This is a genomic window from Mycobacterium sp. NGS26 (genome assembly GCF_059813025.1).
Window position 1 is genome coordinate 52,438 of the sequence record NZ_JCALDU010000002.1, and the last position, 18,325, is coordinate 70,762.

The 18,325-nt window shown below is 69.2% G+C and carries 19 protein-coding genes, 2 pseudogenes and 1 riboswitch; of the genes and pseudogenes, 15 read left to right on the forward strand and 6 right to left on the reverse strand.

Going from position 1 to position 18,325, the window contains the following annotated elements; all coding sequences use genetic code 11:
• Nucleotides 1-58 precede the first annotated feature (58 nt).
• A riboswitch (SAM riboswitch) is annotated at nt 59-171 on the forward strand.
• A gap of 893 nt (nt 172-1,064) precedes the next feature.
• The 4 genes and pseudogenes from AC5Y6X_RS06250 to AC5Y6X_RS06265 all read left to right on the forward strand — a co-directional run.
• Nucleotides 1,065-1,322, forward strand: coding sequence for a hypothetical protein (locus tag AC5Y6X_RS06250; RefSeq protein ID WP_499985346.1), 258 nt, complete (start codon nt 1,065-1,067; stop codon nt 1,320-1,322).
• A gap of 191 nt (nt 1,323-1,513) precedes the next feature.
• Nucleotides 1,514-1,738: a helix-turn-helix domain-containing protein gene (locus AC5Y6X_RS06255; RefSeq protein ID WP_499985348.1), complete on the forward strand. Its 225-nt coding sequence runs from the start codon at nt 1,514-1,516 to the stop codon at nt 1,736-1,738.
• Entirely contained in the window at nt 1,735-2,541 is an 807-nt protein-coding gene (locus tag AC5Y6X_RS06260) for a DUF2637 domain-containing protein (protein ID WP_499985349.1), read from the forward strand. Before AC5Y6X_RS06255 ends, AC5Y6X_RS06260 begins: the two co-directional genes overlap by 4 nt.
• A 178-nt stretch (nt 2,542-2,719) precedes the next feature.
• Nucleotides 2,720-2,812: pseudogene (locus AC5Y6X_RS06265) on the forward strand (hypothetical protein); the annotation flags it as partial.
• 4 nt (nt 2,813-2,816) lie between these two features.
• Here the strand turns inward: AC5Y6X_RS06265 and AC5Y6X_RS06270 are convergent.
• Entirely contained in the window at nt 2,817-3,239 is a 423-nt protein-coding gene (locus AC5Y6X_RS06270) for a hypothetical protein (protein ID WP_499986512.1), read from the reverse strand.
• On the opposite strand from AC5Y6X_RS06270, the gene AC5Y6X_RS06275 reads away from it, so the two are divergent.
• Nucleotides 3,197-3,682 (forward strand): DUF3349 domain-containing protein, encoded by a 486-nt coding sequence (locus AC5Y6X_RS06275; RefSeq protein WP_499985351.1) that lies wholly within the window; start codon nt 3,197-3,199, stop codon nt 3,680-3,682. The two genes, AC5Y6X_RS06270 and AC5Y6X_RS06275, sit on opposite strands and share 43 nt — an antisense overlap.
• On the opposite strand, the gene AC5Y6X_RS06280 is transcribed toward AC5Y6X_RS06275, so the two are convergent.
• Together AC5Y6X_RS06280 and AC5Y6X_RS06285 are read right to left on the reverse strand one after the other, a co-directional pair.
• Nucleotides 3,671-4,711, reverse strand: coding sequence for an NAD(P)-dependent alcohol dehydrogenase (locus AC5Y6X_RS06280; RefSeq protein WP_499985352.1), 1,041 nt, complete (start codon nt 4,709-4,711; stop codon nt 3,671-3,673). The genes AC5Y6X_RS06275 and AC5Y6X_RS06280 overlap by 12 nt on opposite strands.
• 225 nt (nt 4,712-4,936) lie before the next feature.
• The gene (locus AC5Y6X_RS06285; RefSeq protein ID WP_499986453.1) at nt 4,937-6,007 is read right to left on the reverse strand and encodes an iron-siderophore ABC transporter substrate-binding protein; all 1,071 of its coding nucleotides are present in this window, start codon (nt 6,005-6,007) and stop codon (nt 4,937-4,939) included.
• Between the two features lie 194 nt (nt 6,008-6,201).
• Here AC5Y6X_RS06285 and ctaD point away from each other — a divergent pair, with 194 nt between their 5' ends.
• The 8 genes and pseudogenes from ctaD (at nt 6,202) to AC5Y6X_RS06325 (ending at nt 14,515) form a co-directional block, all read left to right on the forward strand.
• Nucleotides 6,202-7,947, forward strand: coding sequence for an aa3-type cytochrome oxidase subunit I (gene ctaD, locus AC5Y6X_RS06290; protein ID WP_324681198.1), 1,746 nt, complete (start codon nt 6,202-6,204; stop codon nt 7,945-7,947).
• 25 nt (nt 7,948-7,972) lie between these two features.
• A complete protein-coding gene (gene serB, locus AC5Y6X_RS06295) occupies nt 7,973-9,208 on the forward strand; it encodes a phosphoserine phosphatase SerB (protein WP_499985354.1) in 1,236 nt (411 codons plus the stop codon).
• Between the two features lie 61 nt (nt 9,209-9,269).
• Nucleotides 9,270-10,115, forward strand: coding sequence for an ABC transporter ATP-binding protein (locus AC5Y6X_RS06300; protein WP_499985355.1), 846 nt, complete (start codon nt 9,270-9,272; stop codon nt 10,113-10,115).
• Nucleotides 10,112-10,930: an NUDIX hydrolase gene (locus AC5Y6X_RS06305; RefSeq protein ID WP_499985357.1), complete on the forward strand. Its 819-nt coding sequence runs from the start codon at nt 10,112-10,114 to the stop codon at nt 10,928-10,930. Before AC5Y6X_RS06300 ends, AC5Y6X_RS06305 begins: the two co-directional genes overlap by 4 nt.
• A pseudogene (locus AC5Y6X_RS06310) lies at nt 10,927-11,598 on the forward strand (enoyl-CoA hydratase); the annotation flags it as partial. The gene AC5Y6X_RS06305 and the pseudogene AC5Y6X_RS06310, both read left to right, overlap by 4 nt.
• Nucleotides 11,599-11,620: 22 nt before the next feature.
• A complete protein-coding gene (locus AC5Y6X_RS06315) occupies nt 11,621-12,595 on the forward strand; it encodes a class I SAM-dependent methyltransferase (protein WP_499985358.1) in 975 nt (324 codons plus the stop codon).
• A 4-nt stretch (nt 12,596-12,599) separates the two neighbouring features.
• Entirely contained in the window at nt 12,600-13,772 is a 1,173-nt protein-coding gene (locus tag AC5Y6X_RS06320; RefSeq protein ID WP_499986454.1) for a THUMP-like domain-containing protein, read from the forward strand.
• A gap of 59 nt (nt 13,773-13,831) precedes the next feature.
• Entirely contained in the window at nt 13,832-14,515 is a 684-nt protein-coding gene (locus tag AC5Y6X_RS06325; protein WP_499985359.1) for an esterase, read from the forward strand.
• Between the two features lie 5 nt (nt 14,516-14,520).
• Here AC5Y6X_RS06325 and AC5Y6X_RS06330 read toward each other — a convergent pair whose 3' ends face one another.
• Both AC5Y6X_RS06330 and AC5Y6X_RS06335 read right to left on the reverse strand, forming a co-directional pair.
• The gene (locus AC5Y6X_RS06330; RefSeq protein ID WP_499985360.1) at nt 14,521-14,856 is read right to left on the reverse strand and encodes a hypothetical protein; all 336 of its coding nucleotides are present in this window, start codon (nt 14,854-14,856) and stop codon (nt 14,521-14,523) included.
• On the reverse strand, nt 14,853-16,130 hold the full coding sequence (locus AC5Y6X_RS06335) for an outer membrane protein assembly factor BamB family protein (RefSeq protein WP_499985362.1): 1,278 nt from the start codon (nt 16,128-16,130) through the stop codon (nt 14,853-14,855). The genes AC5Y6X_RS06330 and AC5Y6X_RS06335 overlap by 4 nt, the downstream gene beginning before the upstream one ends.
• A gap of 147 nt (nt 16,131-16,277) precedes the next feature.
• Between AC5Y6X_RS06335 and AC5Y6X_RS06340 the strand changes: the two genes are divergently transcribed.
• A complete protein-coding gene (locus AC5Y6X_RS06340; protein WP_499985363.1) occupies nt 16,278-17,015 on the forward strand; it encodes an acyltransferase in 738 nt (245 codons plus the stop codon).
• A gap of 13 nt (nt 17,016-17,028) precedes the next feature.
• Here the strand turns inward: AC5Y6X_RS06340 and AC5Y6X_RS06345 are convergent, their stop codons facing one another.
• Nucleotides 17,029-17,565, reverse strand: coding sequence for an anti-apoptotic protein (locus tag AC5Y6X_RS06345; RefSeq protein WP_499985365.1), 537 nt, complete (start codon nt 17,563-17,565; stop codon nt 17,029-17,031).
• Between the two features lie 177 nt (nt 17,566-17,742).
• Here AC5Y6X_RS06345 and AC5Y6X_RS06350 point away from each other — a divergent pair, with 177 nt between their 5' ends.
• Nucleotides 17,743-18,324, forward strand: coding sequence for a hypothetical protein (locus AC5Y6X_RS06350; RefSeq protein ID WP_499985366.1), 582 nt, complete (start codon nt 17,743-17,745; stop codon nt 18,322-18,324).
• Nucleotide 18,325: the final 1 nt, after the last annotated feature.

The window sequence follows — 18,325 nt, forward strand, 5'->3', positions numbered from 1 at the left end:
GCCCGGATCTTCAGAATGAGTTCGTTGGTGCGGTGCCGCAAGACATATAATTGAAGGGCTTCATGAGTTGCCGTCGTCAAGCTCCGACTGGACGGTACGCCAACCCCACGCTCGTGGGTGGCTCGGATGACGAAGTGGCCGAACACCAACCGGTGTCGGCAAGAGCGCCTCCGCCATCGGAGGCTCGGATAGATGGAGACCTCCATGTCCGGGTATGTCTGGGAACTTCCAGGCCCAAATAGTCAATGCGATTCATACGTGCCGGGTCATCAGATTCACTGGATTCAGTTCAGACTTTCAATGCAGGAGCCGTCGACGGTCATCGCTGTTACCGCGTCGGTCTGCGACGACGGGCTGGTGCACATCGAGGGTGAAGACCTATTCCCTAGTGCGGTGGAATCACCGGCCAGATTTGTTGCGCTCCGCGCTGGAGCGCTTCGGTGGTATGGCGGTCTGGAAGCCGCGTTGGCACGTCCTCGCCGTTCCCACCGACGCCTTCATGGGCGGTCCGCGTAGCGTATTCAGCTTGGCAGTACCCGATGAACGGCGAGACTGCCACGCTATCCGCCGAGCAGACTCCGATGGCCCGCCTCCGCCTGCGGGTACTCCGGCCGAGCAACGTTACATGCAGAAGATCTGGGCCGAGCAAGAGGCCAAGAACGCCGAACTGAGAAGTATTGATTACAGCCACATCCCGCCGCTTCGAGTGGCTGATCGGTACGCAGAGGGGCGGAGGAAGCGACGCTGCTGAGCCACCCCACCGATTTGCTAATTTGCGAACCGGGTGGCCTACCGGTATCGACGAGCCCCCAGCGAAGCGATAGACGCTGCGCTGGTCTCACCTGGCATCGCAGTGCGGTAATGCCCTGAACAGAAAGGATTGTCGCGAGTTGCGATTAGTTGAATCATCGAACCCCGACGGGGTCACCAGGTGGAACGTACGCGCGCACTACTACCAGCGGCTGGTGTTGACCGCGACGGTTTGCCGGGAGTTGGGGTCGGCGACTCGCGCTGACGTTACTGGTCACCGCGTCCGAGCAGCACTCGGGCTGTTGTCCTGGTGGATGCGCGAGGTCTATGACCTTCCCGAAGGCAAGGACATCCGCTATACCCACGGGCTGGACGACCCGCGGCTGGCGGAGTTCGCCAGTGACCTGAAACTCGAATTAGAACTCGGGGCGATTGTTTGCGATGCGTTATCGATGGCTTATACCGCCGACAAAGAGTGGGAACTCAAGGACGACATCGAGCGAATCCGCCAGGTGCTACGTGCCTACCGGGCCGCCTGCAACAGCGACATTGAAGCCAGCGATGAACGCTGAGAATGGCTGGATTGGAGATCCGCAGCAGCCCAAGGAGTGGCACCGCTCCCATGCATCTTATGAAGCAGGCAAGATCGCCAAGAAGGAGCGCGAGCGCCTTCGAGAAGCCGAAACCGGGCATCGGCGCGCGGGTACCCACCTGACTATACTATTAGTTGAAACTATTAATAGTTTAAGCTAATATTGAATGTGTGTTTGACCTAGCGAAGATCCGGCGCGAGGCCAGAATTACCCAGGTGGAAATGGCCGCGCGGCTGTCGACCACGCAGGGCAGTGTGTCTCAGTTAGAACGGCGTGAAGACATGCTCCTGAGCACGCTGTCGGAATACCTCAACGCTCTCCGAGCGGATGCCCGCATCACAGTCACGATCGGCGACCGAACGTTCCATCACGAGCTCACAGGGGGCCAGAAATGACCGCCGCCAACCACACGTCGGCCGACGTCGCACGCCGCAACCACCACCGCGCTGTTCGCTTCTTCTGGACCTGGCTAATTCTCGCCACCGTGGTGTCGCTGGCAGGCAACGTGGCACACGCATGGCTCGCGGCCGCCGTCGATAATCGCTGGATTGCCGCCAGTGTGGCAGCCGTACCGCCGACCGTCCTGCTACTGGCGGTCCATGGTCTGGCCGTCCTCGCCCAAGCCGCCGCCTCCGGTGGCGTCTACCGCGCCTCCGTGGCCGCGACTGGGATCCTCGCGGTGGGTGCATTCATTCTGTCGTTCGTCGCGCTTCGCGACCTCGCGGTCATCGCGGGTATCCGGCCAGCGCTCGCGCCGGTCCTGCCGCTAGTCATTGACCTTGCGATCGGAGTCGCGACGCTCGCGTTAGTCGCGATCGGGGACAAACCCGCACGTCGCACACGTATCGCGCTTCGCGGTGTGGCAAGACCCGCGACTCCCGGAGCGGCTCCCGACCGCGGCGCCACAAGCGCGGCAACTGCGACTACCGCGACGACCAACCGCGACACCGCGGCTCCGTCGCGGGCCAAGAGCGCGAACCTTGCAGTCGACGAGCAGACCCGCGAACTCGCGGCAGCGATGGTCGCCCAGAAGGTCACCCGACAACCGGTCGAGACGGTCGTCCGCATTCTCGTCGCCCACACGTCCGGTGACCCTCTCAATAGGATCGCCAAGGACGTCGGGGTTCACCACTCAGCCGTGGCTAGGGTCATCGACGCTGCCGCAGCGCATGGCCAGCGCGTACTCGAGGCGGTATGACGACTAGGCGGTATGCCGACGAGGACCCACTGGTCGGTGACCCCGCTGCATGTTATGGGCTGCGTTTCGTGCGTGCCCACATTTTGCCCACATTTTGAGGCAAGTAACAGATAACTTGAGTAAGCATAAGTAATCAGTTCTCGCACGTCAGACGCTTATTGACGTCTCTGACCAGGTAGCTGAGCAGAACCACGACTTCTTCTCCGGCTCGGGCTCGTCGTACGTGATCGGAAAGGCCGTCGTCACCGAGGACGAGGACTGGGACTTCTAAGGCCTCAGTGCTCGTGCTCGGCGCGGTCGAGATGCTGCGCCCGCGTGGGCGAGTAGAACCTCGGCGTCATCGTCGCCATCACCGGTAGGCGCAGCGTGACCCCGTCGCCGATCGGCACGCGGAGCTTGAAGTACACGATCTGCATGTCGAGGCCCACCTGGAGACGCATCTCCCGCAGGGACTCGGTTTGCACGCGCAGGCCTATCTCCCTCAACCGGGCGGCCAGGCCGCGTTCCAGGGCCCGGACCGGCTTCAGGTCGGCCGGATTCTGAACGTTTATGGTCGCGATTGGCGTTGGCTTCTTCGCAATCGGTCTAGCCATGGCTCGACTGTACTCGTCACCGGCGGCGCAGACCGGCGTGCTGATCGGATCGTGAACGCGGCATGAATTGTCGGGATGCGGCGGCGCCCCGGTGGCGCCGGCCACCGCGAACCCGTGACACTGATGCGGTGACCACACTCAATCACCACCATTTCCTGCGGTCGGTAATCCGTTGGCTGCAGGCCGGCTACCCCGATGGCGTGCCCGGGCCGGATCGGGTGCCGCTGCTGGCGCTGCTGCGCAGCACGCCGCTGTCCGCCGAGCAGGTCGAAGCGGTGGTGAGCAACCTGACCGCCAAGGGTTCGCCCGCGGTGGCCGACGGCGTGATCGACGGCAACGAGATCGCCGAGACGATCTCGGGGCTGACCCACCGCGACCCCGGCCCCGAGAACGTCCGGCGGGTGGCCGCCACCCTGGCCGCCGCCGGTTGGCCGCTGGCCGGCATCGACGTCAGCGAGGTGATTCCCGGCGACGAGGACGGCGAGGCCGCCGAGGAGATCGCGAGCGGGCGCGGGGTGGCCGAGGGCGCCCCCGCCTCACAACCGTGAGATGTCGATGACGAAGCGGTAGCGCACGTCGCTGGCCAGCACGCGCTCGTAGGCCTCGTTGATGTAGGCCGGTGCGATGAGCTCGATCTCGGGTGTCACGCCGTGCTCGGCGCAGAAATCCAGCATCTCCTGCGTCTCGGCGATGCCGCCGATCAGCGAACCGGACAGGCTGCGCCGCCAGCCCGCCAGCGGGAACGCCGGCACCTCCATCGCGTGCTCGGGGATACCCAGCTCGACCATGGTCCCGTCGACGTCGAGCAGCTTCAGGTACTGGCCGAGGTCCAGGTTCGCCGACACGGTGTTGATGATCAGGTCGAAGTTGTCGCGCAGCACCGTGAAGGTGTTGGGGTCGGAGGTCGCGTAGTAATGGCTGGCGCCCAGGCGCAGCCCGTCCTCCATCTTCTTCAGCGACTGCGACAGCACCGACACCTCGGCGCCCATCGCCGCACCCAGCTTGACGCCCATGTGCCCGAGCCCGCCCAGGCCGATGATCGCCAGCCGGGTGGTCTTGCCCGCTTTCCAGTGCCGCAGCGGGGAATAGAGCGTGACGCCCGCACAGAGCAGCGGCGCGGCCTTGTCCAGCGGCAGCGCGTCGGGGATGCGCAGCACGTAGTTCTCGTCGACGACGATGGCGGTGCTGTAGCCGCCCTGGGTGGGCTGGCCGTCCTTGCCGACGCCGTTGTACGTGGGCGTCGACCCGCGCTTGCAGTACTGCTCCAGGCCGGCCAGGCAGCTGGCGCACTCGCGGCAGGAGTCGACGAAACAGCCGACGCCGACGCGGTCACCCACCTTGTGCCTGGTGACCTCGGAACCGACCGCGGACACCACGCCCGCGATCTCGTGGCCCGGAACCAGCGGGTAAGTGGGCTCGCCCCACTCGGCCTTGACGGTGTGGATGTCCGAGTGGCAGATGCCGGCGAACTTGATGTCGATCGCGACGTCGTGCGGGCCAGGGTCGCGCCGGGTGATGGTGGTCTTGGTCAGCGGTTCGGTCGCCGACGTCGCGGCATAGGCCGTAACAGTGCTCATGTATATCCCTCTTCGAAGTCGTCCTGAAAAAGTTTAGCTAAGGTAACGGTTTTCGAACCACCCGGGCGGGTGTGATGTGCCTTTCAACGGTGTCGCGGTGTTGAGTGTGCACTCACGGCTTTCGGTGTGTACGTACGGCGGGATTCCGGCCGGATCGACGCCCAGGTTTCACACGCGAAGCCCAGGATTCACACTCAACGCCCTGGCCCGACGCCAGGCGGGCGCTCAGTTGATCGGGGCGTTGACCATGCGGAGGTCGTCGACGATGCCCCGGGCGGCGAGCACGCCCTCACCGGTCTGCCATACCTCGTCGTTGACGACGTAAACGCGGTTGTCGCGGTTGGCGGACAGCCGGCGCCACGGGTCGCTGTCGAGGATGGTGGCGGCGCGGTCGGCGGCGGCGGGCGTGGCGCATGACACGTAGACGACGTCGGCGTCGGCGGCGGAGAAATCCGGAGCCTTCGCGAGATCGGCGTCGGTGGCGCCGATCTCGATGTAGGGCTTGTCGGTGAACCGCTGGGCGGCGGGCCGGTCCACCCCGACCGCGGCGAGCACGCTGGCCGGGAAGTTGACGGACCCGTAGACCCGGACGCTGGTGGTGGTCAGCTGGACGATCGACGCCTGGAAGTGGGCCGCGTCGTGGCTGCCGCCGATCTGCGTGGCCCGCTGGGTGAAGCCGTTGATCAGCCCGTCCGCGGCGGCGCCGCGCGCCGTGGCGGCGCCGACGCCGCGCAGGTTGTCCTGCCAGGCGGCGCCGGGTGCCGCGGTGAACACCGTAGGGGCGATCGCCGCCAGCTGCGGGTACAGCTTCGGCGTCAACCCCTGCGACCCCAGGATCAGGTCCGGGTGGGCCGCCGCGATGCCCTTCAGGTCGGGGTTGCTGCGCGTCCCGACGCCGGGCAGGCCGTGCACCGCGTTGCCCAGGTAGGACGGCTGGCCCGGGGAGCCGTCCGGCAGGGCGGCGGCGACGACGCGGGATTGCAGGCCGAGCGCGCACAGGGTGTCGAGCTGATCGCCGGAGAGCACCACGATGCGCTGCGCCTCGGCGGGCACCGCGACGACGTCCGGGGTGACCCCGGCCGCGTTGTGGGCCTCCCGCGTCGGCGGCCCCGGGTCGGCGGGGGCCGGGTCCCGCGCGCACGACTCGTCGGGCCGGCGGTCGTTTCCCAGCACCCCGGCCCCGGCGATCTGGGTGGTGGGCGTGACCAGCGATCGCGTCGACGCCCTGGGGGCCGATCCGGACCCGCAGGCGCCGCACGCCACCACCAGCGCCGCCGCCGCGGCGGCGGCCAGCATCGCTCGCGTCGGCCCCGATTGCACGCGTCCGACGCTAACATCCGCGCAGCTGGGACCCGCTCGGCGAAACGGCCCGCCGCCGCCGGCAACGCATTTACGACAGTTTGTAGGACCAGGCCTCCCACCGACCTGATCGGCGGCTAAGATTCCAATCATTGGTCCTGGGCCCCGGTCCGAGATGTTTGGAGGAGCTGTTGACAGCTGAAGCGCCCCCGTTGGGAGAACTCGAGGCCGTCCGCCCGTACCCGGCCAGAACGGGTCCCAAAGGGAACCTCATCTACAAGCTGATCACCACCACCGATCACAAGCTGATCGGCATCATGTACTGCGTCGCCTGCTTCATCTTCTTCTTCATCGGCGGGCTGCTGGCGCTGTTGATGCGGACCGAGCTGGCCGCGCCGGGCCTGCAGTTCCTGTCGAACGAGCAGTTCAACCAGCTGTTCACCATGCACGGCACGATCATGCTGCTGTTCTATGCGACCCCGATCGTATTCGGCTTCGCCAACCTGGTGCTGCCGCTGCAGATCGGCGCGCCCGACGTGGCCTTCCCGCGGCTGAACGCGTTCTCGTTCTGGTTGTTCGTGTTCGGCGCCACCATCGCGATGGCGGGCTTCGTGGTCCCGGGTGGGGCGGCCGACTTCGGCTGGACCGCGTACACGCCGCTGAGCGACGCCGTCCACTCGCCCGGCGCGGGCGGCGACCTGTGGATCATGGGCCTGGCGGTCGCCGGCCTGGGCACCATCCTGGGCGGGGTCAACATGATCACCACGGTGGTCTGCATGCGCGCGCCCGGGATGACGATGTTCCGGATGCCGATCTTCACCTGGAACATCCTGGTGACGTCGATCCTGGTGCTGATCGTCTTCCCGCTGCTGACCGCCGCGCTGTTCGGGCTGGCCGCCGACCGGCACCTGGGGGCGCACGTCTACGACGCGGCCAACGGCGGAGTCCTGTTGTGGCAGCACCTGTTCTGGTTCTTCGGCCACCCCGAGGTGTACATCATCGCGCTGCCGTTCTTCGGCATCATCACCGAGGTCGTGCCGGTGTTCTCGCGCAAGCCGATCTTCGGTTACACCACGCTGGTCTACGCGACGCTGTCGATCGCCGCGCTGTCGGTCGCGGTGTGGGCGCACCACATGTTCGCCACCGGAGCCGTTCTGCTGCCGTTCTTTTCGTTCATGACGTATCTGATCGCGGTGCCGACCGGGATCAAGTTCTTCAACTGGATCGGCACGATGTGGAAGGGCCAGTTGACGTTCGAGACGCCGATGCTGTTCTCGGTCGGCTTCATGGTGACGTTCCTGCTGGGCGGCCTGACCGGCGTGCTGCTGGCCAGCCCGCCGCTGGACTTCCACGTGACCGACACCTATTTCGTCGTCGCGCACTTCCACTACGTGCTGTTCGGCACCATCGTGTTCTCCACCTTCGCGGGCATCTACTTCTGGTTCCCGAAGATGACCGGCCGGCTGCTCGACGAGCGGCTGGGCAAGCTGCACTTCTGGTTGACGTTCATCGGCTTCCACACCACGTTCCTGGTGCAGCACTGGCTGGGTGACCAGGGCATGCCGCGCCGCTACGCCGACTACCTGCCCACCGACGGCTTCCAGGGCCTCAACGTCGTCTCGACGATCGGGGCGTTCATCCTGGGCGCGTCGATGTTCCCGTTCGTGTGGAACGTCTTCAAGAGCTGGCGCTACGGCGAGGTCGTCACGGTGGACGACCCGTGGGGCTACGGCAACTCGCTGGAGTGGGCGACAAGCTGCCCGCCGCCGCGGCACAACTTCACCGAGCTGCCCCGAATCCGTTCGGAGCGGCCGGCATTCGAGCTGCACTACCCGCACATGGTGGAGCGGCTGCGCGCCGAGGCGCATGTGGGACGCGCCCACGGTCCCTCCGACAAGGACGTCACCCGGATGGACGACGTCAACGTGCGAAGCTGACGGCGTCGGTGGGCGGCTGCCGCGAGTGAACTCACCACCCAAGGTGTCGGTGCTGATCACCGTCACCGGCGTGGATCAGCCAGGTGTGACGTCGGCGCTGTTCGAGGTGCTGTCGCGGCACGGGGTCGAGCTCCTCAACGTCGAACAGGTGGTGATCCGCGGCCGGCTGACGCTGGGTGTGCTGCTGTGCTGTGCGCCCGAGGTCGCCGACGGCGCCGTGTTGCGTGACGACGTCGAATCCGCCGTCCGCGCAAAGGGTCTCGACGTCAGCATCGAACGCAGCGACGACGTGCCGATCATCCGGGAACCGTCGACCCACACCATTTTCGTTCTGGGCCGCCCGATCACGGCCCGGGCGTTCGGCGCGGTGGCCCGCGAGGTGGCCGAGCTGGGCGTCAACATCGACCTCATCCGCGGCGTCTCCGACTACCCCGTGACGGGTCTGGAGCTGCGCGTGTCGGTGCCACCGGGAGCCGACGCGCCGTTGCGCAACGCGCTGACGCGGGTCGCCGTCGACGAGCGGGTCGACGTGGCGGTCGAGGACTACAGCCTGGAACGGCGCGCCAAGCGGCTCATCGTCTTCGACGTCGACTCGACGCTGGTGCAGGGCGAGGTCATCGAGATGCTGGCCGCCCGGGCGGGCGCCGAGGGGACGGTCGCCGCGATCACCGAGGCCGCGATGCGCGGCGAGCTGGACTTCGCGCAGTCGCTGCAGCAGCGGGTGGCGACCCTGGCGGGCCTGCCCGCGAGCGTGATTGACGAGGTCGCCGCCCAGCTGGAGCTGATGCCCGGGGCCCGGACCACGCTGCGGACGTTGCGGCGCTTGGGTTTTCACTGCGGCGTGGTCTCCGGGGGATTCCGTCGGATCATCGACCCGCTGGCCGACGAGCTGATGCTGGACTTCGTCGCCGCCAACGAGCTCGAGATCGTCGACGGCACGCTGACCGGACGGGTCGTCGGCCCGATCATCGACCGGGCCGGCAAGGCCAAGGCGCTGCGGGACTTCGCGCAGCAGGCGGGCGTGCCGATGGCGCAGACCGTCGCCGTCGGCGACGGCGCCAACGACATCGACATGCTGGCCGCGGCCGGCCTGGGGGTGGCGTTCAACGCCAAGCCGGCGCTGCGCGAGGTCGCCGACGCGTCGCTGAGCCACCCGTATCTGGACACGGTGCTGTTCCTGCTCGGCGTGACCCGCGGCGAGATCGAGGCCGCCGACGCCGGCGATCTCGGGGTGCGACGTGTGGAGATCCCCTCGGAATAACGGCGAGCGCGGCGAGCAACCCGGCAGCCTCGGCGGCGCCGCGGTACGGCACGATGATCGGGTGCCCGTCGACACCGGTGCTGCCCCAGCCGATCCCGATCTGCTGATCGACCTGCGCGACGTGGCGCTGCGCCGCGCCGGGCGCACCCTGGTCGGGCCGCTGGACTGGGCGGTCGAACTCGACGAACGCTGGGTGATCATCGGCCCCAACGGGGCCGGCAAGACGTCGCTGCTGCGCATCGCGGCGGCCGCCGAGCACCCGTCGTCGGGCGTCGCCTTCGTGCTCGGTGAGCGGCTGGGTCGGGTCGACGTTTCGGAACTGCGCGCCCGGATCGGCCTGAGTTCCTCGGCCCTGGCGCAGCGGGTGCCTGACGACGAGGTGGTGCGCGACCTCGTCGTCTCGGCCGGCTACGCGCTGCTGGGCCGCTGGCGGGAGCGCTACGAGGACGTCGACTACCGGCGGGCGATCGACATGCTGGAGAGCCTGGGCGCCGAGCACCTCGCGGACCGCAGCTACGGCACCCTGTCGGAGGGCGAGCGCAAGCGGGTGCAGATCGCGCGCGCCCTGATGACCGACCCGGAGCTGCTGCTGCTCGACGAGCCCGCCGCCGGCCTGGACCTGGGCGGCCGCGAGGAGTTGGTGGCCAGGCTCACCGACCTGGCCGCCGACCCCGACGCGCCCGCGCTGGTGCTGGTCACCCACCACGTCGAGGAGGTTCCCCCCGGCTTCAGCCACTGCATGCTGCTGTCGGAGGGCCGGGTGGTCGCCGCCGGGCTGCTGCCCGACGTGCTGACCGCCGAAAACCTGTCGGCCGCGTTCGGCCAGTCGATCGCGCTGGAGGTCGTCGACGGGCGCTACTTCGCCCGGCGCGTTCGCACCCGCGCGGCCCACCGGAGGCCGTTATGACCGCACCGCAAGAGCCGCCGCTGGTTCCGCGGCCGGCCGCGACCGTGATGCTGATCCGCGACACCGCCGCCGACATGGCGGTGTTCCTGATGCGCCGGCACGCGCGGATGGAATTCGCCGCGGGGACGATGGTGTTTCCGGGCGGCGGCGTCGACGACCGCGACCGCAACGCGGACATAGCGTGGGCCGGGCCGCCGCCGCAGTGGTGGGCGCAGCGGTTCGGCATCGAGCCCGACCTGGCCGAGGCGCTGGTCTGCGCGGCCGCCCGGGAGACGTTCGAGGAGTCGGGGGTGCTCTTCGCGGGGCCCGCAGGAGACCCGGACGGCATCGTCGGCGATGCGTCGGTGTACCGCGACGCCCGTCGCGAGCTGGCCTCCGGCACCCTGTCCTTCGCCGACTTCCTGCGCCGGGAAAACCTGGAGCTGCGGTCCGACCTGCTGCGGCCGTGGGCCAACTGGGTCACACCGGAGGCCGAGCGCACCCGCCGCTACGACACCTACTTCTTCGTGGCCGCGCTGCCGCGGGGCCAGCGCGCCGACGGCGAGAACACCGAATCCGACCGGGCCGGCTGGACGACGCCGCAGGCCGCCCTCGACGACTTCGCCGCCGGCCGCTGCTTCCTGCTGCCGCCGACCTGGACGCAGCTGGACTCGCTGGCCGGCCGCACGGTGGCCGACGTGCTCGCCGTCGAGCGCCAGATCGTCCCGGTGCAGCCGCACCTCGAAATACAGGGCGACAACTGGGTTTTCGAGTTCTTCGACTCCGACCGCTACCACCGGGCCCGCGAGGCCGGCGGGATGGGGTGGCGCCATTGAGCGAGTTCGTCAGCGTCGTGGTCAGCGACGGCTCCCGCGACGCCGGGCTGGCCATGCTGCTGCTGTCCCGGCCGCCCACCAACGCGATGACCCGGCAGGTCTACCGCGAGATCGTGGCCGCAGCCGACGAGCTGGGGCGCCGCGACGACGTCGCCGCCGTCATCCTGTTCGGCGGCCACGAGATCTTCTCCGCGGGCGACGACATGCCCGAGCTGGGGACGCTGACCCCGGCGGAGGCCGAGACCGCGGACCGGGTGCGCCGGCGGGCCGTCGACGCCGTGGCGGCGATCCCGAAGCCGACCGTGGCCGCGATCACCGGGTACGCGCTGGGCGCCGGCCTCACGCTGGCGCTGGCCGCCGACTGGCGGGTGGCCGGGGACAACGTCAAGTTCGGCGCGACCGAGATCCTGGCCGGCCTGGTCCCCGGCGGCGGCGGAATGGCCCGCCTGACCCGGGTCGCGGGGGCGAGCAGGGCCAAGGACCTGGTGTTCAGCGGCCGGTTCTTCGACGCCGAGGAGGCCCTGGCGCTGGGCCTGATCGACGAGATGGTGGCCCCCGACGACGTCTACGACGCCGCCGCGGCGTGGGCGCGCCGCTTCCTCGACGGGCCGCCGCGCGCGCTGGCCGCCGCCAAGGCCCAAATCAACGCCGTCTTCGAACCGCCGCCGCGGGCCGATTAGGCTGCCCTGCATGACCAGGAGTTCGACCGACGCCGTTCCCAACCCTCGTGCCACCGCCGAGCAGGTCGAAGCCGCCCGCCACGACAGCAAGCTCGCCCAGGTGCTCTACCACGACTGGGAAGCCGAGACGTACGACGAGAAATGGTCGATCTCGTATGACCAGCGCTGCATCGACTACGCCCGGGACTGCTTCGACGCCGCCGTGCCCGAGGAGGTCCTGCGCGAGCTGCCCTACGACCGTGCCCTCGAATTGGGTTGCGGGACGGGGTTTTTCCTGCTGAACCTGATCCAGGCCGGCGTCGCCCGCCGCGGGTCGGTCACCGATCTGTCGCCCGGCATGGTCAAGGTCGCCACCCGCAACGGGCAATCGCTCGGGCTGGACATCGACGGCCGGGTGGCCGACGCCGAGCGCATCCCGTACGACGACGACACGTTCGACCTGGTCGTCGGGCACGCCGTGCTGCACCACATTCCCGACGTCGAGCTGTCGCTGCGCGAGGCGATCCGGGTGCTGCGCCCGGGCGGCCGGTTCGTGTTCGCCGGCGAGCCCAGCAACGCCGGCGAAGTCTATGCCCGCACCCTGTCCACGCTGACCTGGCGGGTCGTCACCAACGCCACCAGGCTGCCCGGCCTGACCGGGTGGCGGCGCCCGCAGGCCGAGCTCGACGAGTCCTCGCGCGCCGCGGCGCTGGAGGCGCTCGTCGACCTGCACACCTTCGCGCCCGAAGACCTGGAGCGGATGGCCGCCAGCGCCGGGGCGGTCGACGTCGCGACCGCCACCGTCGAGTTCACCGCCGCGATGCTGGGCTGGCCGCTGCGCACCTTCGAGTGCGCGGTGCCGCCGGGGAAGCTGGGCTGGGGCTGGGCGAAATTCGCGTTCACCAGCTGGAAGACCCTGAGCTGGGTGGACGCCAACGTGATGCGGCGCGTGGTGCCGAAGGGCTGGTTCTACAACGTGATGATCACCGGGGTCAAACCGTCCTGAGGTGGTGCGCTTCAGCGCCGACGACGTCGACTACCTGCGGTTGGAACCGGGCGCCGAGGCGCTTGCCGCCGTCGCCGGCCTCGAGCTGACCGACCGCACCCGGGTCGCCGACGTCGCCGCGGTGCGCGCCCGGTTCGGCGGCCGGGCGCCGGTGCTGGTGGAGACGACGCTGCTGCGCCGGCGGGCGGTGGAGAAGCTGGGGGAGCTGGGCGTCTCCGGCTGGCTGTTCACCGACGAGGCGCTGCAGCAGGCCACCGCGGCGCCGGTGGCCCTGCACCGGGCCCGGCGGCTGGCAGGCCGTCTGGTGCACGACGCGACCTGTTCGATCGGCACCGAACTGGCCGCGCTGCGCGCCGCGGGGGCCGAGGCGGTGGGCAGCGACATCGACCCGGTCCGGCTGGCGATGGCGCGCCACAACCTGGGACCCGGCGCCGCCCTGTGCCGGGCCGACGCGCTGCGCCCGGTGACCCGGGATGCGGTGGTCCTCGCCGACCCGGCGCGGCGCGTTGGCGAGCGGCGTCGCTGGCGCCCCGACGACTACCGGCCGGGCCTGGGGCCGTTGCTGGACGCCTACCGCGGCCGCGATCTCGTCGTAAAGTGTGCTCCCGGAATAGATTTCGATGCCGTGCGGCGCCTCGGGTTCGACGGGGAGATCGAGGTTTCGTCGTACCGCGGTTCGGTGCGGGAGGCGTGCCTGTGGCCGGCCGGACTGGCCGAACCGGGCGTGCGCCGCCGCGCCAGCGTCCTGGATCGCGGCGAGCAGATCACCGACGCCGAGCCCGGCGACTGCCCGGCGCGGCCCGCCGGACGATTCATCGTCGACCCCGACGGCGCCGTCGTCCGGGCCGGGCTGGTGCGCCACTACGCCGCGCGGCACGGGCTGTGGCAGCTCGATCCCGACATCGCCTACCTGTCCGGCGACCGGTTGCCGCCGGGGGTGCGGGGCTTCGAGGTGCTCGAGCAGCTGGGGTTCGACGAGCGCCGGCTGCGGCGGGCACTGGCCGCGCTGGACTGCGGCGCGCTGGAGATCCTGGTCCGCGGCGTGCGGGAGGACCCCGACGCGCTGCGGCGCCGGCTGCGCCCGCGCGGCGCCCGGCCCCTGTCGGTGATCATCACCCGCGTCGGTTCGGGGTCCGCCGGTCGGGCGACGGCCTTCGTGTGCACTGCCTCCCGATAGCGCCCGGTACGCTGGCTGCGTCGGTTTGCCAGGCGCCCGTAGTTTGCGAGGACGAAACGATGCGTTACCTGATAGCGAGTACGGCGCTGGCCGCCGTGGCCTTGCTGGGCGGGCCGGCGGCCGCCGCGCCGTCGTCGTGCGCCGGCCTGGGCGGCACCGTCGACAGCGCCCAGATGTGCCACGTGAGCGCCACCGGCCCCACCTACGCGATCACCATGACATTTCCCGCCGACTACCCCGACCAGCAGGCGCTGACCGACTACATCTCCCAGAACCGCGACGGTTTCGTCAACGTCGCGCAGACGTCCGGGGCGCGCGACCACCCCTATCAAATGGAGGCCAGCACCGACCAGCGCACCTCCGGCCAGCCGCCCCACAACACGCGCAGCGTGGTGCTCAAGTTCTTCCAGGACCTCGGCGGGTCGCACCCGTCCATCTGGTACAAGGCGTTCAACTACAACCTGGGGACCAAGCAGCCCATCACCTTCGACAACCTGTTCGCGCCAGGGACGACGCCGCTGGACACCATCTTCCCGCTGGTGCAGCGCGACCTGGAACACCAGAGCGCGTTGGGTGCCGCCATCCTGCCGTCGACCGGGCTGGATCCTTCGCACTACCAGAACTTCGCGATCACCGACGACCAGCTGATCTTCTACTTCGCCCCGGGCGAGATGCTGCCCGCGGTCGCCGGGCCCGCGCAGGCGCAGGTGCCGCGCAACGCGATCCCGCCGCTGGCGGTCTAGGGGGCCTAAACGGGCCCGGACAGCGACTGCATCGCCGCGGCACCGATCGTCAGCACGATCTGCACCGAGCACCCGATGATCGGCACGAAAATGGCCGTTCGTCGCCGGACGAGGAGATACCCGGCGACGGCGACGTCCGCGACGAAGACGGCGGTGCCGCCCCACATCCCCAGCGTCATGGCGCGGCCGACCCAGGCAGGATCGCCGCACTTGACCGACCCGCACGGGTCGGTGTCCATGACGAACAGGCCCAGCAGCGCAACCGTCGCCGCCAGCAAGAACCCGTGGAAGACCAGCAGGACAATGGTCGCGGCGATGCCGGCGGAGCGGCGGCCGCTCATGCGGGCCCGAAGCCGTAGACCTGGCCGTCGCTGGTGGCCGCCACCACGCGGCGGTCGACGCCGACCGACACCCCGACCGGATACCCGGTGGCCGCGGGCAGCGGATAGCTGTTGAGGGTGTGGCCGTTGCCGGGATCGAAGGCCAGCAACGACATGCCGGGCGCGCCCTGCGCGGGCGGGCCGCTGACCACCGCGTAGCCGACGCCGGCGCCGGCCAGGCTCGACGACGACAGCGGCGCGACGTCGTCGCGCCGCCAGGCCTGCTCGGCGTGATCGCCGGCATCCTTGAAGGCCACCAGCTTTGTGTCGGGTCCGCCGCCGGACACGATCAGCCCCTGCGGGTTCACCGCGGGCGGCGTCTGCGCCAGGAAGCCCAGCGGCACCGACCATTTCACCTTCCCGTCGGCGGCGTGCAGCGCCCACAGGCGTTGATCGCGGCCGTTGACGTAGACGGTCGATCCGTCGGCGGACAGCGCCGGGCTGGCGATCACGCCGGCGCCGACGGCGTCGCTGGCCCACTCGCGGGTGAGCAGCGGCGTCTGGCCCGGGTGGTATTTCAGCCCGACCAGACCGGCGGCGGTGGCGCCGGGCTGCCAGACGCCGATCACCGCCGTCTGGCTGGCCGGCGAGAAGGCGGGGGCCGCCGCGACCGGACACCCCGGCCGGGCCGGTGCGCAGTCGGCCAGCCCGCGCGTGGCATCGGTCGGGTCGACGCCGTCGACCAGGTCCAGCGGAGCGCCCACCACGGCGCCGCGATGGGCGTCGAACGCCAGCACCTGTCCCAGGTGCGTGACGACCAGCAGCTGACCCCCGCCCAGGAACCGCGGCGTGGTCGGCATCCCGATCACCGGCTGGCGCCACCGCGTCCACTGCGTCACCGGAAAGGAGAGGAACGCCCCCGGCTGGCCGACGTAGAGGTTGTCGAAGCCGTCGAACAGCGGACCCGCGAAGCCGCCGCCCTGGACCACCCGCACGCACCAGCGTTGCCGGCCGTTGTCGTTGTTCTCCCATTCCATGAGCGAACACCCGCCCGGCGTCTGCGCATTGAGCGCGAGATAGCCGCGCGCGCTCAGCGCCGGCCCGGCCGCCAGGCTTCCCTTGACCGAGCGCGTCCACTGCAGCGAGAGCTTGCTGGCCCCGCCGGTCGCGGTGTAGCTGCTGTTGGCCGCGTCGGCGTATTGCGCGGGCCAGCCCTGCGACGGCGAGGCCTGCACCCACGAGTCGGTGTTGCCGCAACCGCCGAGCGCGGGCGTGAGCGCGGCCGCCAGCGCCACCGATGAGCAACGCCGAAGGCCTCGGAGGAGTTGTCGGGCGAGCACCTCGGTTTCCCAAATCCTTCCGCGGCCGTTCGGCTTGTTTCCAGCGCAGCGATCGAGTCCAGGTGAGGGTAACCCGCGGCGGCTCCGATAGGCTTTCCGGCCATGACGAGCATGTGGAATGCTCCGCTGCATCGCCGTTGGCGTGGATCGATGTTGCGCGACCCACGGCAGGCCAGGTTCCTCACGCTGGCCTCGCTGAAGTGGGTGCTGGCCAACCGCGCGTACACCCCGTGGTACCTGGTGCGCTACTGGCGGCTGCTGAAGTTCAAGCTGGCCAACCCGCACATCATCACGCGCGGAATGGTGTTCCTAGGCAAGGACGTCGAGATTCACTGCACGCCGGAGCTGGCGCAAATGGAGATCGGCCGCTGGGTGCACATCGGCGACAAGAACACCATCCGCGCGCACGAGGGCTCGCTGCGGTTCGGCGACAAGGTGGTGCTGGGCCGCGACAACGTCATCAACTGCTACCTCGACATCGAGCTCGGGGACTCGGTGCTGATGTCCGACTGGTGCTACGTCTGCGACTTCGACCACCGCATGGACGACATCACCATGCCGATCAAGGACCAGGGCATCGTCAAGTCGCCGGTTCGGATCGGGCCGGACACCTGGGTCGGGGTGAAGGTGACCGTGCTGCGCGGCACCACCATCGGCCGCGGCTGCGTGCTGGGGTCGCACGCGGTGGTTCGCGGCGTCGTCCCCGACTACTCGATCGCCGTGGGTGCGCCGGCCAAGGTGGTCAAGAACCGGCAGCTGTCCTGGGAGAGCTCGGCCGCGCAGCGCGCGGAGCTGGCGGCCGCGCTGGCCGACATCGAACGCAAAAAGGCGGCCCGCTAACCGATTTCGGGTGCTACGAGGGCTGGTCGTCGACCTTGAAGTTGAAGTTGACATCGCCGGCGTCGACGCTGGTGACGGTCACCGACACCCCGTACTTCTGGCCACCGCTGGTGAGTTGGCACCGCAGCGTCGCGCCCTCGACGCCCTTCAAGTTGTCCGGACATGTCACCGAATCGGGCTTTGTCCCCACCTGCTGAGTCACGTTGTCGCTGATCTGGCTGGCGACCTGGTTCTTGTCGACGGTCTCCACCATGTCGAACTTGACATCACGCCCGTTGACGCTGGTCACCGTCACGTTGACGTTGAAGGTCTGATTCTTGACCTTCATCTCGCAGTTCAGTTGCGCCCCGACCTTCGCCGGCAGGTCGCCCGGACAGTTCACCGAGTCGGGCTTGTTGCCGGCGGCGTCGGTCATCTTCGCCGTGATCTGGCTTGCGACATCTTTTTTGCCGACGGTTGACGTTCCGGTCGAGCACGAACACGCGCCGACGAGGGCCAGCAGGCCGGCCGCGGCCCCCGACATCACTAGCGTCCGAACGATCCGAGCCATGGCGCCTCCCGAGGGCTGACGGTGAATCGGCTGATGATCGCACGCCGAACGGCCACGGGTGGGCGGTTTTGGTAAACACGCGTCAAACAGCGATCTTGAACCCTCGGCTTTGCTGGCGCGGCCGCGCGGCGGTTCGTTACCGTACCTGGGACACAACAGCACTGGGGGGTGCCGCGGATGACGACCCGGACGATCGCGGTTGTGGTGCTCGCCGGCACGGTCGTCGCGGCGTGCGGCTCCACGTCCATCACGGCCTCGCCTTCCGGTATAACGTCGGGCACTCCGACGTCTGCGGCTCCCACCGACTACACCGGCCTGTTGCTTCAGGGCGGCGACGTCAGCTCGGAGCCGCCGAACGTTTTCACGCCGGCGGACCCGCCGGTCCAGAATCCCAACGCGGCGCCCGGGGCGGCGGTGGTGTTCACAAACTCCGACGACAGCAACCGGATCGGCGACACGGTCCTGGTGCTGACCGACGCGGGGGCCGCGACGAACGCGATGAGCGCGTCGGTCGCGTCGCTGGGCAACACGGTGACGGACGGTGACGCACAGCCGATTTCGGTGGGCGATGGCGGCACGATGGTGTCGGGCACGTCGCCGGACAGGACCAAAGCGGTGACCGTGCTGCTGTTCACCGAGGGCAAGGCGTTCGTCACGCTGGAATTCGACGGCGCGCCGGGCGATGTGGTGCCCGCCGACTACGCGCTGGGGGTCGCGCGGCGACAGGACGGCGCGGTCAAGGCCAGGCTGCCCGGCTGAG